At 42.8% G+C, this 23,582-nt stretch carries 22 protein-coding genes; all 22 read right to left on the bottom strand.

The window, feature by feature from the left end; translation table 11 throughout:
* Positions 1–70 precede the first annotated feature (70 nt).
* Positions 71–775, bottom strand: coding sequence for a hypothetical protein (locus tag HNR77_RS12275; protein WP_184184358.1), 705 nt, complete (start codon positions 773–775; stop codon positions 71–73).
* 14 nt (positions 776–789) lie between these two features.
* Entirely contained in the window at positions 790–1,608 is an 819-nt protein-coding gene (locus HNR77_RS12270) for a S1 RNA-binding domain-containing protein (RefSeq protein ID WP_260410545.1), read from the bottom strand.
* A 65-nt stretch (positions 1,609–1,673) separates the two neighbouring features.
* Complete coding sequence (locus tag HNR77_RS12265) at positions 1,674–3,206, bottom strand: type IV secretory system conjugative DNA transfer family protein (protein WP_184184352.1); 1,533 nt, start codon at positions 3,204–3,206, stop codon at positions 1,674–1,676.
* A 9-nt stretch (positions 3,207–3,215) separates the two neighbouring features.
* Complete coding sequence (locus tag HNR77_RS12260) at positions 3,216–3,701, bottom strand: hypothetical protein (RefSeq protein ID WP_184184349.1); 486 nt, start codon at positions 3,699–3,701, stop codon at positions 3,216–3,218.
* A gap of 42 nt (positions 3,702–3,743) precedes the next feature.
* Entirely contained in the window at positions 3,744–4,793 is a 1,050-nt protein-coding gene (locus HNR77_RS12255; RefSeq protein ID WP_184184346.1) for a replication-relaxation family protein, read from the bottom strand.
* A 265-nt stretch (positions 4,794–5,058) separates the two neighbouring features.
* On the bottom strand, positions 5,059–5,688 hold the full coding sequence (locus tag HNR77_RS12250; protein WP_184184343.1) for a hypothetical protein: 630 nt from the start codon (positions 5,686–5,688) through the stop codon (positions 5,059–5,061).
* A gap of 116 nt (positions 5,689–5,804) precedes the next feature.
* The gene (locus tag HNR77_RS12245; RefSeq protein WP_184184340.1) at positions 5,805–7,058 is read right to left on the bottom strand and encodes an FtsZ/tubulin family protein; all 1,254 of its coding nucleotides are present in this window, start codon (positions 7,056–7,058) and stop codon (positions 5,805–5,807) included.
* Positions 7,055–7,426: a hypothetical protein gene (locus HNR77_RS12240; protein ID WP_184184337.1), complete on the bottom strand. Its 372-nt coding sequence runs from the start codon at positions 7,424–7,426 to the stop codon at positions 7,055–7,057. Before HNR77_RS12240 ends, HNR77_RS12245 begins: the two co-directional genes overlap by 4 nt.
* A gap of 66 nt (positions 7,427–7,492) precedes the next feature.
* Positions 7,493–7,879: a hypothetical protein gene (locus tag HNR77_RS12235; RefSeq protein ID WP_184184334.1), complete on the bottom strand. Its 387-nt coding sequence runs from the start codon at positions 7,877–7,879 to the stop codon at positions 7,493–7,495.
* Between the two features lie 93 nt (positions 7,880–7,972).
* Positions 7,973–8,461, bottom strand: coding sequence for a prepilin peptidase (locus HNR77_RS12230; protein ID WP_184184331.1), 489 nt, complete (start codon positions 8,459–8,461; stop codon positions 7,973–7,975).
* A 368-nt stretch (positions 8,462–8,829) separates the two neighbouring features.
* Positions 8,830–11,265 carry a CARDB domain-containing protein gene (locus HNR77_RS12225; protein WP_260410544.1) on the bottom strand — a complete coding sequence of 812 codons (2,436 nt, stop codon included), beginning with the start codon at positions 11,263–11,265 and terminating at the stop codon, positions 8,830–8,832.
* A gap of 57 nt (positions 11,266–11,322) precedes the next feature.
* The gene (locus HNR77_RS12220; RefSeq protein WP_260410543.1) at positions 11,323–12,279 is read right to left on the bottom strand and encodes a copper amine oxidase N-terminal domain-containing protein; all 957 of its coding nucleotides are present in this window, start codon (positions 12,277–12,279) and stop codon (positions 11,323–11,325) included.
* Between the two features lie 168 nt (positions 12,280–12,447).
* Complete coding sequence (locus HNR77_RS12215; protein ID WP_184184328.1) at positions 12,448–12,969, bottom strand: hypothetical protein; 522 nt, start codon at positions 12,967–12,969, stop codon at positions 12,448–12,450.
* Between the two features lie 62 nt (positions 12,970–13,031).
* On the bottom strand, positions 13,032–17,798 hold the full coding sequence (locus HNR77_RS12210; RefSeq protein WP_184184325.1) for a fibronectin type III domain-containing protein: 4,767 nt from the start codon (positions 17,796–17,798) through the stop codon (positions 13,032–13,034).
* Between the two features lie 39 nt (positions 17,799–17,837).
* Positions 17,838–18,578, bottom strand: coding sequence for a CpaB family protein (locus HNR77_RS12205; protein ID WP_184184322.1), 741 nt, complete (start codon positions 18,576–18,578; stop codon positions 17,838–17,840).
* A gap of 14 nt (positions 18,579–18,592) precedes the next feature.
* The gene (locus HNR77_RS12200; protein WP_184184319.1) at positions 18,593–19,018 is read right to left on the bottom strand and encodes a hypothetical protein; all 426 of its coding nucleotides are present in this window, start codon (positions 19,016–19,018) and stop codon (positions 18,593–18,595) included.
* Between the two features lie 15 nt (positions 19,019–19,033).
* The gene (locus HNR77_RS12195) at positions 19,034–19,456 is read right to left on the bottom strand and encodes a DUF4320 family protein (RefSeq protein WP_184184316.1); all 423 of its coding nucleotides are present in this window, start codon (positions 19,454–19,456) and stop codon (positions 19,034–19,036) included.
* Between the two features lie 36 nt (positions 19,457–19,492).
* Positions 19,493–19,753, bottom strand: a complete 261-nt coding sequence (locus HNR77_RS12190) for a hypothetical protein (protein ID WP_184184313.1) — start codon at positions 19,751–19,753, stop codon at positions 19,493–19,495.
* Between the two features lie 19 nt (positions 19,754–19,772).
* Positions 19,773–20,666 carry a hypothetical protein gene (locus HNR77_RS12185; protein WP_184184310.1) on the bottom strand — a complete coding sequence of 298 codons (894 nt, stop codon included), beginning with the start codon at positions 20,664–20,666 and terminating at the stop codon, positions 19,773–19,775.
* 15 nt (positions 20,667–20,681) lie between these two features.
* Positions 20,682–21,548 (bottom strand): type II secretion system F family protein, encoded by an 867-nt coding sequence (locus HNR77_RS12180; RefSeq protein WP_184184307.1) that lies wholly within the window; start codon positions 21,546–21,548, stop codon positions 20,682–20,684.
* A 4-nt stretch (positions 21,549–21,552) separates the two neighbouring features.
* Complete coding sequence (locus tag HNR77_RS12175) at positions 21,553–22,899, bottom strand: ATPase, T2SS/T4P/T4SS family (protein WP_184184304.1); 1,347 nt, start codon at positions 22,897–22,899, stop codon at positions 21,553–21,555.
* The gene (locus HNR77_RS12170; RefSeq protein WP_184184301.1) at positions 22,847–23,578 is read right to left on the bottom strand and encodes a hypothetical protein; all 732 of its coding nucleotides are present in this window, start codon (positions 23,576–23,578) and stop codon (positions 22,847–22,849) included. The genes HNR77_RS12175 and HNR77_RS12170 overlap by 53 nt, the downstream gene beginning before the upstream one ends.
* Positions 23,579–23,582: the final 4 nt, after the last annotated feature.

The raw sequence follows: 23,582 nt of genomic DNA, 5'->3' as shown, positions 1-23,582 counted from the left end.
GTTTAGGGATGGAAAAATTAACAATTTCATTCTAGCATATGTTTATGAGTAGTACAAGCGGTCATCTATTTTAAGATCGCTGCCATTCCCCTGCTCGCTGACGCATAAATTTATAATCCTCTCTTAAATCCTGATCGAGCAACAAATGAGCCACGGTCAGTACATGATTGTATGGGGTCACGTTCTCCAGATTTTCCGAAAGGACAATGACAGGTTGAGAGCAATGTCGTAACTCTCTTTCTAGCGCAGCAACATCCTCTGTACCTCGCAGTACAAGTACGTATCGTATATGCTCACCCATTTGTAACTTTCCAGTGAAAGGCCATGCTGCCGGAAGTATTTGAAAGCCCTTTTGTTTTTCTTGCAACGCACAACAAAATTGAAAAAATACCAGTTTAGACAATACCGATTCAATGCTCCAGTGCCGCCAGCTATTCATAGGCTGATCCATTTTAAAAAGATCAACACCGCGTGGGCCGAGTGTAAAAATGGGAATGGTGTTCTTATTCTTTTTCAACTGATGTTGAACGAGCTTTTGCTCAGCCAACATTCGCCGGATCTGATGCCGTTTCCAGTGAAACAGACGTGCCAGTTGCACGCTGCCAATACAACCAATATGTCCAATGGCTTGCAAACCCAATCCCTCTGTTGGTAGCCTGACAGGAGCATAGCCTGCAACTATGGGCTCCTCCAGAACAGTCGGTACAAATGTCCAATCAAAAGATAGAGAAAAAGGAGAACGAGCCAGTGCCCGATCCCCCGCCATGTTATCCATATGGTTTCCTCCTCTTATCGCTTCCGCGTAATTCTCGCCATGATTTGTTGTTTTTTCAGATCCACTCTAATGACTTTAATAAACACCTTATCTCCACGTTTGACTTTATCAAAAGGCATATGACGTACTAATGCGTCTACCCCCCGTTCCAAATTAACAAAAACTCCGTATTCCGCAACCCCAGAGACAGTTCCAATGTACTCTCCACGAGTGTTGTAACGCTTGCTGCAATCCGGCCACGGACTCTTATCCAATGCCTTTTTGCTGATTACAACTTTCTTCTGTTCTTTGTCCAGCTCTACAACCTTAACCTTAAAATGATCACCAATTTGAACTACGTCTCGCAAATCATCGGTCCATCCATGGGCAAACTCTTGAACCGGCATTTCGACTTCAATACCACCAATATCTACTGTCATGGCTTTCGTATGAACAGCACGTACCACGGCCGTTATTGCCGCCCCTAGTTCGAGCCATTTCCACGTCACCCCTTCCATTTGTTCAATCGCAGCTTGACGGGAAGCGATAAACGTATCTCCGTCCCGATCATATGTTACGATTTTGAAAGCGACTGGTTCACCAAGCAAACGCCGAAAAGCATGAGCATCCGTTGTACCCGAAAATTCTTGCGGAATGAATCCTCGAACATCACCGACTTGAACTACGCCGCATAACTTGTTCAATTTCACTTCTACACCAACCATGTCCGCTTGTAAAATCAAATCATTTTGTTTGGCACTATAAATCTGCGCCCAGCCTTCGTCATAACTGTTTCGCTCCAGTTTTTCTTCGTTGTAGCCTTCAATCAATACTCTTTTCAACTCTTCACTCATGTGTAAAACCTCCATAGCATTCATTTTGGCAATATAAATAACCTCACTGACATTCAGTGAGGGTGCTACTCAAACGGATCAAGATCATCTTCATGTTCATGCATTGATTCATCCTGAGAAGAACCGCCTTCTGGCTTCGCTTCTTCTAGATGTGGATTAGGAGGGTCGGGGATCATTTCGTCAGTCAAGTCCGCAGGAACAAACTTCAGTTTCGAAGAAATGCTGTCTTCCACCCCAGACTGCTCTGGATTTGAATCTGAAACTTTAGGCTTGCGTTTAAAATCAAATTTAACCGCCCACAACTTCTTTCGTACCTCCCACTCCCGTCGTTCCTTCCAATCACGGGGCACAAATGCCCCTTTTCCAATTTTCGGCGGCAACGGAGTTCCATCATCCAATAGCTTTGCTACGTAATGAAATTTGGGTAAGCCATCCATCATCTGTGTGTAAAAAATCCGATCTTCCTCTTTTTCCGTATCTCTATAATTCTCAGGTAGCAAATTCGGTAGTAATATCTGCTGCTTAAACGTGCTTTGTCTGCTGATAATCTGCTTTTTACCAAACTCCCGGCTGAATTCAAGTGCATCCTGGTAAGCAAGGCCTCCAAAAGCAATTTTGTTTCGGCAGCTTGTTAAGATGGATTGCTTCATCGCTTTGGCATTGATTTTGCCTGCTTCAACCTCCAGTTGGCCAAGGGATTGCGTAGCAAATATTCCGGCTGTCCGATATTCTGCTGCAATGGATAAGAACAACTCCACATCTGGATTAATGTATCTGGAGTATTCATCCACAATCATCACATGGGGTACACGCGTGCGCTCGGTTCCCGGTCTGCGAAACGTTCCGCTCTGCAAATGCATAACCACAAACTGCCCGAAGGCATCACCCGCTTTACGTAACTTCCCCATCGCTGTATTTACAGCCAGCACACCACCCGTTTCAAAATGTCTGTCCATATCAAAATCAGACTGTCCCATGAGGATCGGCTCCAAATGACGATTAGAAGTCAGGTTCTCCAACTGCGCACGAAGACCAATAACAAACTGCTGGTACTTTTCCTTTTGTGCTCCAAGTAGCTCCGATTGAAAAAATTGGACCAGATCGGATTCACCTTCTTTGAAGCGCAGCTCCTGCACCTTGTCTTCAAGAATACGTTGATCTCGCATCGTTCGAAGAACATCCCCCAGGTTTACATCATCTAGGTACAAACGTTTCAACAATTTCGTGATGTTACGACCAGCCAGTTCTTGGACTGTGGCAAAAAAGGCTTCTTGTTTGCCAAACATAGATTTCAATACCGTTACCGTTGCTTCAGCCACATCGTCTTCATCGCCTTTCATGACTGGGAAACGAGCGCTGTGATCAGATGTAGGATCAACGTGTACGCATGACATGTCCATTTCACCGCACATCTCATTGACCATCTCTGCGACATCACCTTTTGGCTCGACAACGGATAGTCCCAAGGGGATACCCTTTTTCTTCATCAGGAGGAGCTGATAGATTATCGGCTTGAGAAGAGTCGCCGTTTTCCCGCAGCGTGTCGGACCTACAACCAGCATGTGGGTGAACATATCACTCCCACCCCATTTGATCATTCAATCACCTCAATCCTTCATTGGAATTTCTTCGCCCAGATTTAATACAATCTCCTCGTTGTGAACAAACAGACGTTTAAACTTTAGATAGTAATCTTTGGATGTCGGACGGACATGGACGAGTTGCTGTTTACTGACGTTCCCCCTTCGATTTAACAAACTCTGTGCGAGTCTATAATTGCTGAATGTGAGGAAAGATGCGAAAAATATCGTTACGATCAAAGAGGTATGAACTATCCCGCTCATTGAAAATGGGAAATCCTTTGATGCGAGAACATACTCTCCGAGCTGTAGGCTCAGACCATTCCCCGTCCACAATAATCCTCCAAAGAAATACATGAGCTTGTTATTTCGTTCTAACATCCAGCCATAGATGTACATAACAAAGTTGATACCAGCCGGAACATACATCCAAAATGATGACCACTCCGGCGTGCGCCAATACAAATAAGCCCACCCAATGAGGGTAAGCAAGAACCATATGAAGCGAATCATAGTTTAAAACTCCTTTTAAATGCTTCTTATCTAAACCTACAATTACGTTATAGCATCACGCCCTTCAAATGAGCTTTCCATGACCAGCTTCGGAACACCTATAACATCCACATAGGTCACACTCAATAGTTCGTCTCTATACCGCTGCACCTCATCTTCATGACAAAAAAGAAGGACTCTTCGCCCCTCCCTATGATATGCATCTACGTTGTAATTTCGTAAACAGCGTTTCAAAATCATGATGTCGCCTGTGATCATTTCAACAACATATGGTGTTAGCAGCCCATCTTCTCTTCGCATTCCATATAGGAATCCGTGCTTATTACTGCCCTCTTTGACTCTGGTCAGCGTACCGTAAGAAGACAACAGCTCTTGCAGGTTTGAAAACGCGTTTGTTGATAAAATATACTGCCTCGTTATCTCAATACCCTTCGTATCAAACGGAAGCATATACAGCGGCACGCCCCCAGTTACTAATGCCTGCTCATGACAGAGTGTTTCAAAAGCTCGTTTAACGGACGGACTCTTGTAATATACGAGATACCCGCTAATGTACTTCTTTGCCTTGATTTCCATCAGAATTTTTTGCAATGTCGTTTCCTTCGCATCTGCGTTCAGGATAAAGATCATGTAATCGCCATGCTCATTACTGAAACCACCGACTGTTAAATTACCTCGGTTCAGTTTATATTTTCGTTTGATCACACGGGAGTCCATATAAACCACTTCCGGCAAGCGTATATGAAGTTCATTCGCATCAATGATGTACTGCCGCTGCTGAACCGTAAGTTCCAGATCCCGCGCTCGGTACTTACTTTCTTCTACGACTCCCTTCTTCCGCAGCAATTCCAAACCGCGTGCTGTCAAACGATAGTACGCGGTTCGAACTCGCTTTCCCCCTGGTCCATTTCCTCCGTGAATTTCGGATGTAACCAGTCCTTCCCCTCGTAGCACATACAACCTCTTGCTCCCATAGCGTTCGTTTCCCTCAAAGTACGACTGCAAAATCTGCTGTTTTGTCATCTCTCTCACTTTGTACAATTCGTACAATATATCTACATCCCGCTTTGTCCACTCACGCTGCCTTGGCATGTGACAACCTCCTTTCTGCTGGAAATTACTTTCGCGGTATTGGCTCTGTTTAGCAAGGCTTGGCTTGGATTCAGACTGCGTGCTGGGGACGGTCATTCCGAGTCTACCTTTCAACTGCGTTGTGCGGTAGCCTCTCCATGACTTTTCCCAGTTTGGCCCGGCTTTAAATCAAGAAAAACTCAATAACAGCAAGGTTTTCTCCCTTGTTAAACAACTTCTTTATTGGGTGGTTTTACTCCACCTCGTCTATCGGGTTGTATACCACCTAATTTTCAGGGTTATTTCTCATCTTATCCCTCACATATTCAACCAAATTCATGGCGTTCTCGCGGCTTGTTATGAACAGTTCAATATGATTCCGTTTCTGAGGATCGAGATAACCCGAATCCATGATTTCTATGAATTCCCATCTATCATCTTCAATAATTTGTGCTGATCGTATTGCATTAATCAGATGTCTTCGATTGCGATTATCCAAGTCTCTGATTTGTAAATTACTAAAGAAATGACATACATAAATAAATGCCTGGTCAAATTTCCTTAAACTTCGTCCAGCAAGAGACTCGATCATTGCCCCTTGATAATAAGCTCTGATTTTATCTTCATACGGCTTATTTTTCATGTAGAGTGGAAGTGTTCCCTCATAGTCAAATTGATAAACAAGATTTCCACCAATACTCAACTCCTGAAAATAACATGGAGGATATATCACTGGATCGACATTGTTCCCTTCCCGATCAGGCAATAAATGACGACGTTGCGATAGTTCCCATCCCAATGCTTGAGACATCATCACCGCTTGGCGGTACAATTCTTCTATGGTTTCAATGTTTAGGTAATGTCTGTACATCTCATTCACTGATAATCTGACATTTTCTTCTGGCGTAAGGTTCATCTGAATCACTCCCATTCTCTTGATGATTTTTATGTGCATCACTTGTTTATGGACATTTGAAAATATTCATTTGTAAACACCCTGTATCCGCCGCACATGTCTTTTGTTGAAGCGTATCACTTCAAATTGTCTAAAAAACTGAACGGGTCTTTTGGAATATCTGTGTCGGGGGCTGAGGAAGAGGCTTCATCCGACAGCAAAGCTTCCAAGTCAATTTGCTCTTTCTTCCCTTGTGACTTAAATCCAGCCAAAGCTACTGCAATCGTATCTGTTTGCTGGCTGCGCTCTTGTGCCTTTCGTTCCAGCTCTGCCAGCTCCTCTGTCAGCTCCGTTACGCTGTTCGGGAAATTGAGTCCGGCAAATACGGTATAGATCGTCACCTGACCTAACTTATCCCCGACATAGGTTGCTACAGGGTTCTCGTCCAGAATCGGCGTGCATTCATGAAGGAAGGATTGAATCTGTTCCACAAAAGAGTGCGTAAACAGTCGTTTTGCCGCTGAGCTATCGGCTACGATACTCACTGCGCTACTGGTGGCTCCTTGCAGATCATACCCGGTCGAAAGCTCTCCATGAAGCACACTCTGCTTCAACACATCCATGTAAGTCACAGGAGATGCCAAATCAACCGCTTGGGCAGATAGTGTGCATTTCCCAATATGCAAACACCCTCCTGTCTTGAGCATATTCAACCACTCTGAGGCATCGAAGTGGTAACTGCCATATGGCTTGTAGCTGGCAGTCACCGTATTCAGATCATGGAGAAGCCGAGCCACATGACGGTTGCTGGACCTCATGAAATCCTCCACACTTTGATTCTGATTCAAACCAGTTTGAAATAGCTTTTCATTATCCACGACGACAATAGCTCCAAGTCCCTGCATTGCTCTTTTAATGACTTGCAGACGTTGCAACGCATTGTCTAATACCTTGCGGCCTTCATTCCGACGTGGCAAGGTAAGCAGCAAACCAAATCGTCCTGCAAAACCAGTTGTATGCAATAATCGAATCGCTTCAATAACTGCTCCTGTTCCTGTTCCACCACCGAGGCCACAAGAGATAAAAATATAGTCCCGATCACTAAAATAGCTTTGCACCATCTCCGATATGATGACTTTGTGAGTATTAAAAGCTTCTTGTCCGAGCTGAATATCTCGACCTACACCACGCTCATATCCCAACAAAATCATCTTCTTGGTGTTCGGATAATCTGGCAGCTTCAGGAGATCCATCTCATTACTATTAACGAGTAAAGCAGTATACGGACGTTGTGGATTTTTAGCAGATAGTTTAATACCAGCACAGGCATGTGCAATAGATGTCCCTCCCATTCCCAATCCCCAAAATCCATACTTCAAACTAATGTTCATTGTTTAACTTCCTTCCCCTTTAAATTTCGCTCATGCCTGTAATGCAGCACTTCTTGTCCAAGTAGCGACAATGTATATCGCTTAGATTTTGCCACTTCAGCGACATGAACGAGTGCTGCCCCTTCCAACATAGCGGCAGCTTCATCCAGCAAATGTCGTGATCGGATAGGGAGTTCCTCAACTTCTGGATGAATCTTTTTATAAAGCTCATTGGTAACATCACGCAATTGCTCTTTCTGGACGGGACGATCTGCCATTTTTAAAGCCGCAAGCATCCACATCATATTTTCATTCGCAATGGTTGCTTTTAAGAGCTCTTCTAAAATAGCTTCTCTAGTCATTAAAGCCACTACATCATCTCCCTTCATTCTTTACTAACAAAAAAAAGCTCCCGTCTTATTTTGACGGAAGCTAAATTAATCTCATTTTTCGATTTAGTGAGGCCCCTTAACAGCCACGTTAAACCAATCAACTTCGTTTACAACTGTCATTTTAATATCACCAGTGAACCCAGCCCCAGCGCCTCCTGGAAGATCATCCGGCGTCAAACGATGCCCCACATGGACACCTCTTGGGACTCTGTACATCCCTCTGTCCTCAATGTATGGACGAATATCAGGCGCACCTTTAGTATTATGATCAGATGTCGTGTGAGTTTCAAAATCTACAACTACAGTACCATCTGGGGCTTTAAAATCTTCACCGTAATTCTGTCCACCACGCATTGCATCTCGATGAAATTCCCATCTAGCGGTGAATTCATGTTTCTTACTTGCATCAAAATCAGCCCCATCAGGAAAACCAGGTATTTTGTCACTCATATAAATCGCTCCTTTATTAATATTTTTGGTTCACAATGTATGATTATCTTAACAAATTACAATTATGTTTGTTAATTACATCCAGTGCAATTCTCAAGAGTATCCCTTAGAGAATAGCCAAATTACTATATTAACTAGAAGATAAAATGGAGATAGGGGAATTAGACTGTTTTTATTCTTCCATATGAGATACTTTATTACAGCGAACATACCTGCCATGAAAAAAACTAAGCATAGAAAAATCAATGATATCTGCCATCCATGCGCAACCCCGACAACAGCCAGTAACTTGATATCCCCGCCACCAAAGGAACCCGGTCGAATTAATGCACAGATATATAAGATGCCCGCTCCTGCAATCACACCGAGCAAGTAATGAAAATACGGTTGATCAGCATACCCTATCCGTATTACAAGGAAGTAGCACAATCCGCTAAAAACCAATCTATCAGGAATTATCCGGCTCTTTATATCGGTATACGTTGCCCATATCAAAATCACGAATAGCGGTAAGTCAATCCACAACAGTTCCAATGCTTCTCTCCTTCCTCTTCGTTTAAAATATGTTTCTACTTTATGCATAAAAAAAGCAGCCTCCTAAGAGACTGCTCCTAAATGATTATGATATAATTGGAAATGCAAAAGAATGGCATAAGGGCGGTCGGCTAGTCTCCCTGAAGGGAGGTGATGCCTGTTGAGATGAAAGATGTACTGACGTTGATGGTTACCATCGTCATTGCACTGAATAATCAAAACAAAAAGAAATAGACCGCCCCTGGTAAGGTAAGTCTATTTCAATTACCTACTTACAGCCACCGCCCTTAGAAGCGGCTGTTGCAAGGGACGGGTGCAACCGTCCCTTTCTTATATTCTTATTATACAAACGAAAAATCATACATGCAATATTATTTTATAGTTATAGCCCCTATAAAAACTTTAGACTACTTGTATTAATACCACGCTGATGTATCCCGTTTGGTTTGCCAATCATCGTACATACTACCGAATATCGTGATCTTATTCGTGAAACACGACGAAAGATCATGCTGACCCGCATGCATTGCAACGATCTTAAATGTGTATTCTCCATCAGGTGCTTTTACATCCGTATAAAACTTGCGCTCATAAATATCCAAGAACTTCGATTTAAAACGCTCCCTTGGCAGTTCCCAAGTTGCTGTCTTATTATCCCCGCTGGTTTTCACCAGACCGATACTTGTCACATACTTCCCTCGGCTATCCCAAATATATGCTCTCACTTCTGTTGGACCCTTAAGTTCTCCACCAATCGGCTTTGCGGTTCCTTCTAAACCTTTAGGCACTTTCGTTTCCCAGTCCGTGGTATACGTTGTCTGAACTTTGATTTCAACACCATAACCAGCACGAGTAACCTCATTAGGATTCAGCTTTTTCTCCTTTGCCCAAGGGATGATCTCCCAGCTTCCACGGCTCTCCCGATCTTCATCCTTCGGATTTTTAGGGTCCGTAGCAATTCCTTGCTTCGTATCCAGTTCTGCCTTAACAGTTAATTTCTCGTTATACGTCACCTTCCGATTCTCCCAAATCGGATCGCTGTAATCGACATAACTTTCGCTACTTGTTCTCGTATTCCCCTTTGAATCCGTCCAGCTTACTGTTCGTGTCTTGGTTGGATAACCCGTAATAAGCGGATACGTAACGTCCCAACTTGCTGTAGGCTTGGTCGTATCACAATAGGCATCGCCACCATTCTTGCTCACTGAACAGCCTGTCATGGCAACATTGTTTGTACGGTCTTTATCAGGCTTCTCCTTATCGGGATCAACCACCACAGTTAAACTGTGTATTCCAACATCTCCTGTCCATTTAAAACCACCTACAGTGATCGGTGCATTGGCTGGCATGGTCTTACGTGTCTCATAGATCGTCTTCTGACCATCTTCGATAAATCGAATCAAGACATTCGAGACGTCTGTACCTCCGACATTTTTCACCTTAGCCGTTACGGTGGAAGATTGTCCTAATGTTAGTGCAGACGGGCTGGCGGTAATGGATTGGGCAATGAGGTCATTTTCTGGTCCCTTTCGTTCAATGAGCCATTCTCCATGAATACCGTTGTTATCATACGCTTTGGAAGGCGCTTCTAACGCCCGATCCTGATGATTGGGATTGTTAATCATTGCATCCACTTTAATATAATACTTGCCTGGTGCATCACTGATTTCTATTTTACCAAGCAAATAGCTCATTTCTTGTCCATCTTTAAGGCTCTTCGGAATGCTTTTGTTCATGGATGGCAACGAAAATTCAGCAGTTGCAGCTCCCCCTATCTTTACCTTGGCTATCATCGGCATTCCCCGCTCACTCATATAGTCCGATGGAATAATCTCCTCTCCATTGTATCTATACTTGACCCAAAGCTGCCCTCCATCGGTAAGTGTCAATTTGGTCGGAACGTAGTCCATGTTCTGATCTTCTTTTGGTAAGGTAACGGACTTGATTGCTGTTCGACCATAGCCGTCTTCGAGAATGATATCCACTTCTGTACCCAACACTTTAACAATGTCCTTAGCGTTGAATTTAATCGTATCAGTATAGGTTGGATCACTGGCCCGGAGTAGTTTCCCATCCGTGAGACTTACCACTTTACTCATTTCGGGAAAATCACCCTTTTTCACAGCGACCAGCCGGACATTACGTTCCGTGTATCCATAGGCAGACAGATTCATGACGAGTTGCTTTCCTTGTGTTACTGTAAGTTCCGGCCATGGGGAAACATCGAAGTGTGCACGATACGAGTTGTCATTGACCTTTTCGGTTTTGTTGAATTTAATGCCCATGCGTTGCACAATTCCCGCAGTACGGAGAAACTCATTCCTATACTGCACTCGGTAATAATATTCATGACCCTCTATAAAAATTGGATCATTCGCATTCGATGAAAATTTAGTTTTAAAATATTCACGTTGCTTGGATGATATAGATTGTCCAGACCAGACGGTATCAAAGAAATCCCCAAGTGCCGACTCACTTTTGAAGATCAAACCAAAACCATTTTCCTTCGAGAAATTTTTGTCTTCAGGGGTTCTCTTGACGTTAAAAACATCATAGTTCGGGACAATTCTTGTCTTACCATCCGAGAAAGTAAACATCCCCGCCCATTGATCCAATTGCCAAGGATTACTACTGACCTGTTTATCTAGGGCAGGAACATAGCCTGTAAATCCGTTTATTTCCTCCTTTCCATACTCCCATTTCACATGATCATACAACATTGGAATTGCTGCCGCTGAAACCGATAGAACTGATAGCATCAAAGTAAAACTGGCGGCAAAAACCAATAATCCTTTCTTGATGATTCGTTTACTCAAATAAATGCTCCTTTCTCTCAAGATGGTTGTGTTCATCTTTAGACAAAAAAGCCCGCCCCTTTATAAATCCAGGACAGGCTTTAACTCTTCTGATTATTTTAATTTCTTTGCATCATTAATTACTTCAGACAATGGAGACACCCCTTGCCCAACTCCCGCAACAACAACCCCTTCCTTAACAGTCCCGAATAGTGCCTTGATATCATCAACATAGTTTGCATCTAGGAATATATAATACCCTTCCCACTGATCGCCTTTCGATTCAGGCTTTGATATGGATAAAAAGCCAGCTCCTTTCCCAATTTCAAAAGTATATGTTTTGCCAGGAATGAGCTTCACCGAAGATCCATCGTCTGTATACTTGCTGCCTCCTTCTGCATTTTTAGGCAAAGTAAACGTCAATTTTCCGTTCTTCACTTGCACATTGTTTACAAATAACGTTTTTCCCAATTCTTGCTCACGTGGCCACTCAAATCCTACTTTGTACATCCCCGTGCTAGGAGTCTTCGTCTCTTCCTCCGGCTCAGTAACTCCAGATCCCGTGCTAATACTCACCAGCTTCTGAGCCTGATTCCATTTAACCTGTGTTCCTAGCGCTTCAGATACAAACCGTAATGGAACGTATACACGTTCTTCCTGTAAACGAGCCGGCACATCTAACGTAATGATTTGTTCACCAACCAGCACCTTCGAACTGTTCACCGTCATATAGATCACCTTGTCACCCAGCTTAATCGTTACAACACGATTAACCTTGTTACCTGAAGACTCTTTGCCATAAGATACCTTTGCCCCAAGAGACTCGCTCACAAATCGTACTGGAATCATGACTCTGCTACTCTCAAAATAAGGTTGAGCATCAGGGAAAGAAACCCGCTTACTATCGACCTTTACGCTCACATTTTGTTGAGTTGCCGATGCTGAGACAGCAGTTCCAAACAACATCATTACTGACAAAACCGCAATAGATACTTTCTTTTTCCACATATTCTTCACCTCATCAATGTATTTTAAGTATGAATGCTTTATCCAGTGTTCTTCTAATTGCATGCCAAACAAGGCAAATTCAAAATATCCCTATAAACTAAAAATAGCCCCTGTCAAGGGGTTACTGAACTAGAATATATGAAATTGGTTGAATTTACTTTTTGGGCTAACTCCATTATACTTCCAAAATCAAGAAGCAGCAAGAACTTTTGTTCGTTCTTTTTTCATTAATTATTCCTCATCTTCAATCTTCTCAACTCTCCTGAATGAACGTAGGCGTGAAAAAGAGAAGCATGCTACCTTCACTCCGTATTTAATACTGAAGAAAAGGTCTTTCCATATCCCGTAATGGCGGGATTCATAAACTTGTGCCCACATGCTAATTAATACAAACAGCAGAATTACTGTTAGCCACAAAAACTCATACAGACAAAGAATTGATATCAGCACAAGTGGGGCCAGAAAAGTAAATCTCAAAGTTAGGAATATTTTTCTTATTAACGGTATCGGTTCTATTTGAAGCGCAAATAAGAGAATTGCATAGATTCCAAAAGCAACACATGCGATAGAGGAATAAAGTACTGTGACACGACTCCAAAATTCGTCTGGTGCTTCCATATAGAATTCTTTCAGAGAAGGAATTGCCAATCCAATCCCTATAGACAAAAGTAAGCACATTACAAAATAATTGACCCGTCTCCAGTGCCTAACCGTAACATCTGACATACCTTTTCCTCCAATATTTTTTTTCATTACAATATGGAAAACCGCCCCGCAACAGGACGGCTCTTCAAAAGAATCTTCAAAAGAAATGACTATTTAGAGAATACGCTGAGTGCTCTGTAAATCAATACAGAACACTCTGCACGAGTCAGATTGCGCTTAGGTTTAAATGTTTCGTCAGGATAGCCAGTAATGATCTTCTCTACAGTGAGGGCCGCTACCTCTGGTTTAGCCCAAGAAGCGATCACATTACTGTCTTTGAAGTTGACTTCGGCAGTAGGCACATGATCGTATGCTGCATTAGAAATCATTTTAGCGGCTTGCTCGCGGGTAACCATATCGAACGGTCTAAACTCCTTATCACTGAAACCATGAGCTACTCCATTCATTACCGCTGCTGCCAACTCAGGAGCGTACCATGCTGTTCGCTGAACATCCACAAAGGTAAGTTTAACATCTGATGACTCTTGCAGTTCCAATGCCCGGACTAGCATTGATGCAAATTCAACACGAGTGACTTGTCTTTCTGGTTCAAACTTCTTATCTGAAACACCTTTCACGATACCTTTCTCGAAAAGCGCAAGAATCGCCTCTTTCGCAAAGGACCGATCAATATCCTCGAACTTAGGTGTATCCTTTACTGGGAGCTGAGTCTCGCTAGAAGGTTCTTGCTTTGGCTGTAGTAGTTCCTCTTTCTTAACCGGGACAGTCTCATTTCCACCATAATAAGGAGTTAAGGTTCTAAACGAAGGAATAGGTGCAGGAATTCCCTCGCCAGCATCGTTGAGTGGGATTAATACCCATCCTGAATAATCTGTACTACTATTCAGTCCAGACACCGTATAGGATGTTGTAGGAGTTGCAGCATGCCCCAGTGAGTTGCCTTTGGCATCTACAATTTTATACTGTTCCGCACCCAAGGCTGCTTTCCAACTCACTACTACAGAGTCCAAAGTGACTCCAGATACTTGTACCACTTGGTTCAACTCACTGTCAGTGCTTCCCCATCCACCAGGTAACATTTGTTGCGTTACCTTAGTCTTGGCCCCTTCTCCACTCTCATTGACAACTGAAACATAAAAAGTATACGTTTTCCCCGCTTCAAGCTTAGCCCACGTATAACTCAATTTCTCTGTTTCAGCTATACTCTTCTTATTTTCATCATAAATCTTATACTTCGTCGCATTGGGCTTCTTGCTCCACTTTACGATCATAGTATTAGATGTTACTTTATCGACCTTCAATTCGGGAGCTGACGGTAGGGTAACAAATTTAAACTCGGTGGCCTCTCCATAGCCTGACTCATTCCCAGCCTGAATCGTTGCTGAATATTCCTGATCTCCAACCAACCCTTCTAACTCAAGTTCGGGTTTCGAAATTTCATACACCTGATCATCAAGCTTTAACTTATACTTATCCGCTCCAGTCATGGTATCCCAATGGAGCACAGCAGATGTTTCCTGTATTTCTTTAACTGCAGTATGCGTAGGTGAGGCAGGTAAAGTTTTGACATGAATAACGTCTGGTACACTTTGTCCGCTCTCATTTTGTGCTACTAGAGATAGTTCATAGTTAGTGCCTGCTTCTAAATCCCGAACCGTAGCATAATTTTGATCTGCTGAAGTTTCAAGCACGGGATCTCCTTTTAACATGACGATGTACGTATCAGCCCCGTGAACAGCTTTCCAACTAAGCTCAACGGATGAATCCGTTACTTTTTCTATTGTGACAGCTACCTTGCTCGGCAATGTGAGTACATCCAAATCTGCAATGTCGCCAAATCCACTGTCATTTTTAGCAGCTAATTGATAGTCATATGCTGTAGCTGACTTCAAATCCTCATCAGTGTAACTTAGCTCGGTTCCTTCGTATATTTCTTGTAGCGAACGTAGCAATTGATAACGTGTTGCTGTTTCAGAGGGTAGCCAGCTCAAATCAACCTTGGTATCTGTAACTTGAACAATCTTGAACTCTCCCGGCGCAGAAGGCAATGAGATAAACCCGTTGCTAACCACTTCACTGTAACCCGATTCATTTTTCGCTACCAATGAAGTGAAGTATTGAGTCCCTGCTTTCAAATTACCAATAACGTGTGTCCCTGCCTCCTGCCAAGTCTGCTCAGATACTTTTTCGGGTCCATTTTTCGAAGACTCATACAAGACAAAAATATACTCCGTAGCTGAAGGAACGGGATAAAATGAGACCGTCGCTTTACCACTCTGATGATCTTCAAATCCGATCTTGATCCCATCTACCTTATTAGGAAGAGTTACTACCTTTAAGGGGTCTCCTACCGTCTCGCCAACATGATTTTTCACTTTGATTACGTAGTTATATTCCGTACCTGCTTCTAACTTCTTATCTGTTAACTGATCTGTTGGATAATCTATTGTCCAAGCTTCTTTCGTTGTTTGATTGATGATCTCATATTGAATACCATCTGTAGCCGTTGTAGAAGGTAATGTCCAGCCAAGAGCAATAGAATTGGTTGTGACTTGATTTACCTTTAACTTTGGTTTTTCAAGTCGATATTGAATTTGATACGGTCCACCAACGGATGTAGTCACTTTACCCGCCAAATCTTGTGCCTTAGCGTGGATATACCATTGCCCTTCACGATTTAAAGTAACATGTTGAATACCGGAACCTACGGTATCCCATGTGGAAGGAGACTCTTCGGACGAAGTAACTTTATACCATGTATTAGCTAAGCCGCTATCGTCAAAATAGGTAAGAGTTATATCCATCGGCTCACTTGTCCAGTTTAACTTAGTAGGGCTGAATGAAATCGTCGGCGCTGCTAAATCCTCCGTTACTGTGACATTTCTTTGAAACGTGTCTGACCACAGATTGCTATCATTTAACACTTTAAGCGATACTGTATAATTCCCTGATCCCAAACTCCGAAAATCGTTAATCATCGTGGAACCCGTGTACATTTCTTTGCCATCTTTTGTTATGCTCCAGATTTTCTGAGTAATCACTCTCCCTCCTGGGTCATAGGACTGCTCTTCAATATTTAAAGGTTTAAACGTTGTCACCTGAGTAGGTAATTTGAAGTCTGCAATAGGCTTCAGTGCATTAGAACCTGTAGAGACATAACGTGCTACAGGCTGACTCCAAGCCCCTTGTTCATCTAAAACTCGAAGCTGTAACAAGTAATCTTTACCTACGGGGAGATTGGAAGGGATTAATCCGTCATTCCATGTAGTTGCCGTTGTTTCCCTCCACTTCCATTCCGTTTGTGAAATCCCCTTGTTCGATGAAGATTCTTTATCTGGATCATAGGATCGATCCTTAACATCAATAGAGTAATTAGCTGAGCCTTTGGTGACCTTCAAAGCAAAGTCTGCCACTGGCCTACGGTGAACGTACAGAAACTGTGGATTAGGATGATCAGTGCCAAACCACAATTCATATCGGCCGGGCTTATCAAACGTTAAAGGTAAATCCTTCTGCCATTTTCCGCTCCATGGAACTTGACCTGAGCCGTTCTCAAAATACGTACTATCATGTTCTATTTTCCAGCGCCCTTCAGGATAATCCGCTGTTTGAGTGTTCTTTTGTAAGGGAGAAGGATTGACTTCAAGATGGTTGTCTTCATCCAAAATCATGTATTGCTCATTTCCAACTCTTCTAACCTTAGAAGCAATGTAGTCTGACAGCTGATCCATAGCCGAGCTATACACGCTGTTATTAATGAATGTTCCATTGCTGTTGTTACGCGCTACCAAGCGTTCCACTTGCGTTTGATTTGTAGTTGTTCCCAGCCCTACATAACTAACCTCATTGCTGATCATACGGGTCAGGATTTCTGCTGAAGCTTGAGCGTCATCCAAGTCTGAAACCACGTTATTTTCAAGGTTTACGAGGAAGCGATTAGAGCCTTCTCTCCAGATCGGTTGACGAATGACCTCGGTGAATTTCTTTGCAGTTTCAGTCGTAATGCTTACATTCTTGAAATGTGAGTTCGGATTACTGGCCGCATAGGGTCCGTAAGAGCCTTGTAAGAATGGAGAAGACGTATCCGTAAAATCAATGTATTTTGTTCCATTGACCCAAACCTGAGTATTGTTCCCATTCGCTATAATCTTAGCGTTATCCCACTGTCCTGACGTTACCGCATATGGGACTCTACTTAATATTTTGCCACTTGCATTCGATAACGAACCACCGTATCCGTTCTCATAATAACTTCCAGTATAGTACCCGTCGGATGCATTAACTACGCCATGATATAAGGGACCACCATGCATAGGATCAGTTGCACTTGGGGTCCAGTTCGTGATTTTGGCTAAAGCTAGTATCTTATGATTTGGGTCCCATTCCAGAGCATAAAACGAATAGCTATCTGAACCCGTTTGCTTCATACGGAAAGTGAATCCCCATGGATCATGATCCGTTGACATTGTAGAAAATTGAATGGTTTGATTCGTTGTTTGTTGCTTTGTCGAATCCCAAAAGCCTGTCCAATGCACATTGGCTGTAGTATAAATCTCATCCCCACTTAGTTGCCAGTTTGCTTTAAATATATCTCCTGAATTAAGAGGATACTTTTGCCACGAATTAAAGATCGTTGCGGCATCAGCATCTTTACTGGATACTGTAGATGTTTGAACAGATTGTATTTGAATCTGTTCAGTATTAATGCCTTTGTTAGCGAGTCTACTGAGTAAGTCTTGAGTGAAGTTACTCAAGGACCACGAGTTATTACCAACGGCAAGAGCAACATCAATCTTTGGATCAGCTTTAATACTGATCTGCACGTTTTCATCCGCTAATACTTGAGTAGTTGTTCCAAATAACAAAGACACTAGCACGATAAATGACAGAAATAAATTAATCGTTTTCCTGAACATTTACTTTCCTCCTATCAAAATGTCATGAAAAAAGCTCTGTCATTCGACAGAACCTTTATCATCCTTTTTCTTTATCATGTCGCTATCCAGCGCTACTCCAGTCGGCGTAAAATACACTTTCCCTTCTTCCTGATAACGAATAAGCGCTGCTGCAACTTTAGAGTCGGTAGTTTCTACTACAGCGATAGATGGGATCGGGTTTTGATTTCCTGTTCCTTCTCTTTGAGGCTCGTAACCATTTTGATTTTGCCGTTCTTTAATGAGAAGTCCCTTCAGAAGAGGATCATCTGCTGGAGTAATTAGACGTGCAGGCTCCCGATCTGCCCCTTGAATGTAGACATAAGCATCCGCTACTGTTCCTGGCTTGATCATGTCACCCGCACTCTTCACTTGGTCGGTCTGCACCCCTACAAACATCGCTCCATCCTTCAATTCCAGGCTTTCACCATATTTGCTATCTTTGGCTGGGACAAGAAGGGATTTCGATACCGGCACTCCAGCGGGAATACCAACATCTGACATTACCCATGCTTCGCCGTTCAATTCTTTCAAATCTCGAATTGCATCATCCGGAATCTCGCTTTGCACTACCTTACGCTGAACAAACATCCCTTCAACCAAGCTATAGGGAAGCAAGTTCTCTTTTGCCACATAAATAAGCTCCGTTGTTGTTTGACGTTTAACAATATTGCTTTGAATAACTACGGCAGTTCCAGCCAATATCAAAGCAACAGCCACAATAAAAATTCGGCGTGTTGCCTTATTCCACAGTTTTTTCAATGACTCCCACTCTCCTATTTAAATTCACCTAAATATGGCGTATGACGTGTAATCGTCAATGGAAACGAGTCTAGTCCAAAAATCTTTCCTGCAATTAGTTGCACCTTGGTATCAAATTGAGCTTCGATTCTTGGGATTACTCCTAAGTACGTCACAGTGGCCTTCAATACACTATCCGAAAAATGCTCATTCATCAGATTTACATTCAGCTTCAAATTGTCTTTGAGAATATTGTGTACCGCTCCAACTGCTACATTTTCATTCAGTTCTAAACGTCCCCGCTGATTCTCGATTTCCTGTGTGCTGGCTATGATTGCTCCGTCCAGTGCTTGTTCCACTGCCTTTTCAATCTTTAAATGAGCGTTGTACACCACAAGAAAATCAGTCAGAAAAAATAAAGCAAAGGCGCCGAATAAAATCAGCGCCAAATTGCGGAACATAGGCCATCCCTTCCTTCATCGGAAAAATGTATGGGCCAAGCCATTCGCTTGTACACGTATAGGAAGCTTTACCGTCTTCCCTAATGGCTTCAGCCCGATACACTCATACACCATACTTGCTTCCACAGTAACCGGGTCCCCTCGATCTACACGCTTAGGTGTAGCTATTAAGGTTACTTGGGCTGGATCAATTCCGGTCTTCTGGAGCAAACGATCAAATTGTTCACGGTTCACGGCATCAAATCCATTTTCAGCTTTGATGACTTCAAGTAATTCATTGCTGGCAATGGTCAGCTTCTGCTGCTGTGAGATATAACCGTATACATCAATACCAAGATAGAGAAAGACAGAGGCCACCATCACGAAAAAAATGAGTGGAATGGAACCAACAGCTCCTCGGTTATTCCGAAGCGGGGCTAACCATATCTTGAATTTCAAACTCTCCCCTCCTTCTATAGTTGCACGTATGAAGTATTAAGACAGGTTATCTAATTTGCCTGTGATGGATTGGAAGAACGTAGGCAACCAGCCTTTGATAAGACCCCACACAACGACAATGGCAAGCACACACAGTAACGCATAGCCTAAAATTTCAACGATAGAAGCCCCTTGCTGATTTTGCAAAGGACGCATCAAACGAAGAACAGTACTTTCAATCCGATAAGCTACCTTTGATTCCACACCCTGTCTCCAACCTGCTACTTTTTTCACCATATTGTTCATGGACTTTTTCATTGTCTTGACCTCCGAATAGTTATAAATTTTGGATTTCTGAAAAGATATCAATAAATGCGATAATAACTGCGGCAAATGCATGAACCGCTACGAGAACGTACAACAACTTAATCTTTTGAGGCTGGCTGCGCGTCACTTCTTTCAGTGCTGCCAACCGTAACTTTCGAAGATCACCTTTAATGCTGTCAAAATACTTCTTCGCATCACCATATCCATTGTTTACTCCGATCTTGACGGCAGCTGCGAAGTCCCTCATCACGGGTACATCCGTTTCAGCCGCAAATAAGTCGATGGCATCTGTGAGCTTCATAATGCGAATGTTTGCATTCAAACGAGAGAGCATCTTCTTCATACGAGGGCCGCTCGTATCTTCTAAACGATGAATTGTCGTCATAAACGATTTACCTGTTTCCAGAGCAATCATCATTTTGCTTATAAGCTGGGGTAAGTCCCTTGTGATCTCCTCTTGTCTTCGCTTGTAAGCTTTAGTGATCTCACCCAGTTGAGCCAAGAAAAAAACGAGCGTTGCTAACGGGATCGCTAAAAATAATGCAGGCATTTGAAGTAAAAAAGGCAGCACTAAAAAAGGAAGACTTCCGGCAAGTGATTTCATCACTTTGTCAGCAAGTTCTTCCTCGAAGGTGTTTTCTTTTCCTAGTAAGTTGTACATACACCGAAGTTTCCCGTTAAACACTGGAATTTGTACATTCATAAGCCTTGGCATCAATCGGTTTGCAAAGAACTGAGTCACCGGGTCCATCTTCAATTGACGCAATTCTTTATTGTTTTTCTGTAACACTGCGGCCTGGTTTGCATAGCGCTCCTCCAGCTCAAAGCCAGGCAACCAGCTCTTCATCATAAATCCAGTCAAAAGCAACACAGATACAAACAACAACATACTGGATACAATCAAGAAGCATCCTCCCCTTTAAATTTTATCAAGATTGAGTGACAGATAATCGTCACCCTTCCCTATCGCATACAGCGTAGCTGCCGCAAAAGAAACAATGTAAATTTGACCATGCAATGTATTTAGAAATACATTGGCGTTTCCGTTGTTCATCATACTCATCATAACGGGCATCATCCACGACATACCTATAACCGTAAAGAGCTGTCTCCTTTTGCTTTTCGCTTCAAGCTCCAGCTCTTGAATCTGTGTGATATCCTCCCCGATCTCTTCGACCGTTTCTTTCAAGCTATCCAGCGACTGAGCATGAAATCCTTCCATTTGGGCCAATTTCAACTTGTCTAAAAAGTCCTCCATTTTTCGGATTCGGAACTCACCAACCATTTCATCAAAAACCCGATCAACAGGTAGCCCTACACGAAGTTGATTAGATGCTTTTTCAAACACGGGCTTCGTCACCCCATCCATTTCAAGCACTGCATTCTCCAATGCCTTCTGCACATTTGGGAAGTCGGTGAGTTTGCTGATAAACAGGCGCAAATTTGAAGGAAGATCGAACAAAACGTTTTGTCTGATCTTCCGTTTCACCTTGAGTACAATGGTTCTCGGTACTGTAAAACACAAAACTGTGCCTAAAGCGATGAAGAAGTAATTACCTGTAAATAAGGCAATCACCCCAATCAAAGCAATAGAGATCAGTATCAAAAAGCTGAACTCACGAAAGGTCAGCGACCACCCCACGGTTTCAGCCTCTTTCCGTATACGCTCGTAACCAAGTACCTTCGATAGTGAAAAACTCTTACTCTGATTTGTTTTGGGAATAACCAAGATCAAGGTGATCAAAGCAAGGACAAAGAAATAACTAAAGCTCATCCATAGTGGCATTCTCTCACTCCTCCCCGCACCAGCGAGAAATAATATCCGTAGGAGCACCTTCAGTGGTGAGTTTTCGTCTGAGCTTCGTTAGCTTCCCTGTTTGACTAAAACGACGATGAACAGGATCATATTGAAATATTGGGTGAATCACGGGCTTCTCTCCTTCAAAGTGGATTAATTCGCCAATTTCAAATACAACCCGTTTACCCGTCTCTGCTTCATACTTCTGATAAACAATCAAATCAAACGACATTGCGATCTGAGATGCAGTCATTGGATTGTTACCAGAAAGTTGTAAGAAGCGTACCGCTGCTTCCTCCGTTCCATTCGCGTGAATGGTGAGATGTACAATATGCCCAGTATTGGCTGCTACCAGTGCTTGGCTGGCTGCATGTTCGTCCCGAACTTCCCCGATCAAAATGACATCGGGATTCTGGCGTAAGCTTGTCTTCACCAGTTTGGGGATCAGATAAGCCTTTCGTTCATCTTCATGCTCTTTAACAATGACACTCGCAATGTTGGGGTAGTCCTGATAGGACGTTTTCGATTTCAGTAACATTTCCTCCGAATCTTCAATACAAAAAAATCGTGTTAGTCGATCATAATATTGCGGTAGTCGAATAAGCTGAGTTGTTTTCCCGCTGTTTGTTCCTCCTGCAATGATAACTTTGGCTCCATACGGCAAAATATCTTCAAGGAATTGTGCCATCATATCCGACATGTTTCCATAGGCAATGCAATCCGCATCTGAAAAAACGTCTGGAGGAAATTTACGAATGGAGATGATCGGGCTATGGGTACTGACACCGCCCTTGGTTACATCCATGATGACGTTAATTCGAAAGCCACGATAATTCGCATCAATGACTGGCTCATTCGCAGTGAGTGTTTTGCCAATCGGCATAAGCATTTTATCAATCGTCTGATAAATATGGTCATTATCTCGGAACCGGATTTCTGTCATATGAACAGGAAAACCGTTTTGTTCAACAATGACCTCTGCGGGGCCGTTAATCTCAATACTACTAATGGCTGGATCATCCAGCGCGGGTTGCAGCACACCCATTTCCGTAATTTCTGTACGGATGTAGTCAATAACGTCTCCAATGTCCATCGTAAACTTTAAGTCCCGTTGATCTCGAATGTAGTCTGAGATGTGATATCTAACCCGATTTCTGGCCTGTTCATCAATAATTGCTCGTACAAATTCATCGTTGTAATTGGTGATAAGGTATTGTTGAGTTCGTTCCAACAATGTTTTTAAGCTTTCATCATCACTCTTACTACGAGCGCTTGAGGCTTTGATTTCAGGTCGTTGGTACTGCACGTACTCTGCCGGATTGATTACTCCGATTACCATGATCTGCCTCCCTCCATGCTAACAGCAGTTGTTCAGGCCGATGAAGAATGGTTTCCTCGTTAAAGTTACTGTTCTTCGACTCACTGAACAATTGAATGCTCTGCACCGCATAATCTTGACGTAATGCTTTAAACGCAGCATATGCCCGAATCAATTCAACAGGCTCATCCATGTTTAATACCACATGATTCGCTTCTCGTAATGAAAAGAAGCTCATCGGATGAATTAACTGTCCCTGCAACACAACGAAGATATAGTGATACCCTGACAAATGAACTTTCAAATATGCTGGCAATTCGCTCAACGTCTTGTCCTGCTGAAGCTTAATCAAGGTAGGACTATCTACTTTGCTTTTCGGCTGAATGAGTAATCCATCAAACCCCTCAAAATGTTGCAGATAATCATGAACCCCTGCTAACATTCCCCGATCATAGTCGATTAAGAGTTGGTCCACTGTCTGTCCGTGTTTTAGCTCCGAAATGCCCAAGCGATATGCCACTCGTGGTAAACCAATACATGGAAGCTCCACGACAACAGCAGTCTCTTCCTGTTTATTCACCAGATTCAAAAGACGCTGGAGCAGCAAGGTCGGATCACTTCCTGCCGGATTCCACAGAGCAACCATTACGCCTTTAGCCGGATTCGCCAATCCTTTCTCTTTCTTCTTTCCAAATAACACCGAT

The sequence above is a fragment of the Paenibacillus sp. JGP012 genome (genome assembly GCF_014203995.1).
Classification (GTDB): domain Bacteria; phylum Bacillota; class Bacilli; order Paenibacillales; family Paenibacillaceae; genus Paenibacillus; species Paenibacillus silvae.
Note: the sequence above shows the minus strand (reverse complement) of the source record. Positions and strands in the feature narration are given on the sequence as shown.

Bases quoted from the DNA above. Each gene is read 5' to 3' on its own strand.
- HNR77_RS12275 (WP_184184358.1), bottom strand. From the start codon at position 775: ATGGATAACATGGCGGGGGATCGGGCACTGGCTCGTTCTCCTTTTTCT.
- HNR77_RS12270 (WP_260410545.1), bottom strand. From the start codon at position 1,608: ATGAGTGAAGAGTTGAAAAGAGTATTGATTGAAGGCTACAACGAAGAA.
- HNR77_RS12265 (WP_184184352.1), bottom strand. From the start codon at position 3,206: ATGATCAAATGGGGTGGGAGTGATATGTTCACCCACATGCTGGTTGTA.
- HNR77_RS12260 (WP_184184349.1), bottom strand. From the start codon at position 3,701: ATGATTCGCTTCATATGGTTCTTGCTTACCCTCATTGGGTGGGCTTAT.
- HNR77_RS12255 (WP_184184346.1), bottom strand. From the start codon at position 4,793: ATGCCAAGGCAGCGTGAGTGGACAAAGCGGGATGTAGATATATTGTAC.
- HNR77_RS12250 (WP_184184343.1), bottom strand. From the start codon at position 5,688: ATGAACCTTACGCCAGAAGAAAATGTCAGATTATCAGTGAATGAGATG.
- HNR77_RS12245 (WP_184184340.1), bottom strand. From the start codon at position 7,058: ATGAACATTAGTTTGAAGTATGGATTTTGGGGATTGGGAATGGGAGGG.
- HNR77_RS12240 (WP_184184337.1), bottom strand. From the start codon at position 7,426: ATGAAGGGAGATGATGTAGTGGCTTTAATGACTAGAGAAGCTATTTTA.
- HNR77_RS12235 (WP_184184334.1), bottom strand. From the start codon at position 7,879: ATGAGTGACAAAATACCTGGTTTTCCTGATGGGGCTGATTTTGATGCA.
- HNR77_RS12230 (WP_184184331.1), bottom strand. From the start codon at position 8,461: ATGCATAAAGTAGAAACATATTTTAAACGAAGAGGAAGGAGAGAAGCA.
- HNR77_RS12225 (WP_260410544.1), bottom strand. From the start codon at position 11,265: ATGAACACAACCATCTTGAGAGAAAGGAGCATTTATTTGAGTAAACGA.
- HNR77_RS12220 (WP_260410543.1), bottom strand. From the start codon at position 12,279: ATGCAATTAGAAGAACACTGGATAAAGCATTCATACTTAAAATACATT.
- HNR77_RS12215 (WP_184184328.1), bottom strand. From the start codon at position 12,969: ATGAAAAAAAATATTGGAGGAAAAGGTATGTCAGATGTTACGGTTAGG.
- HNR77_RS12210 (WP_184184325.1), bottom strand. From the start codon at position 17,798: ATGTTCAGGAAAACGATTAATTTATTTCTGTCATTTATCGTGCTAGTG.
- HNR77_RS12200 (WP_184184319.1), bottom strand. From the start codon at position 19,018: ATGTTCCGCAATTTGGCGCTGATTTTATTCGGCGCCTTTGCTTTATTT.
- HNR77_RS12190 (WP_184184313.1), bottom strand. From the start codon at position 19,753: ATGAAAAAGTCCATGAACAATATGGTGAAAAAAGTAGCAGGTTGGAGA.
- HNR77_RS12180 (WP_184184307.1), bottom strand. From the start codon at position 21,548: ATGCCACTATGGATGAGCTTTAGTTATTTCTTTGTCCTTGCTTTGATC.
- HNR77_RS12175 (WP_184184304.1), bottom strand. From the start codon at position 22,899: ATGGTAATCGGAGTAATCAATCCGGCAGAGTACGTGCAGTACCAACGA.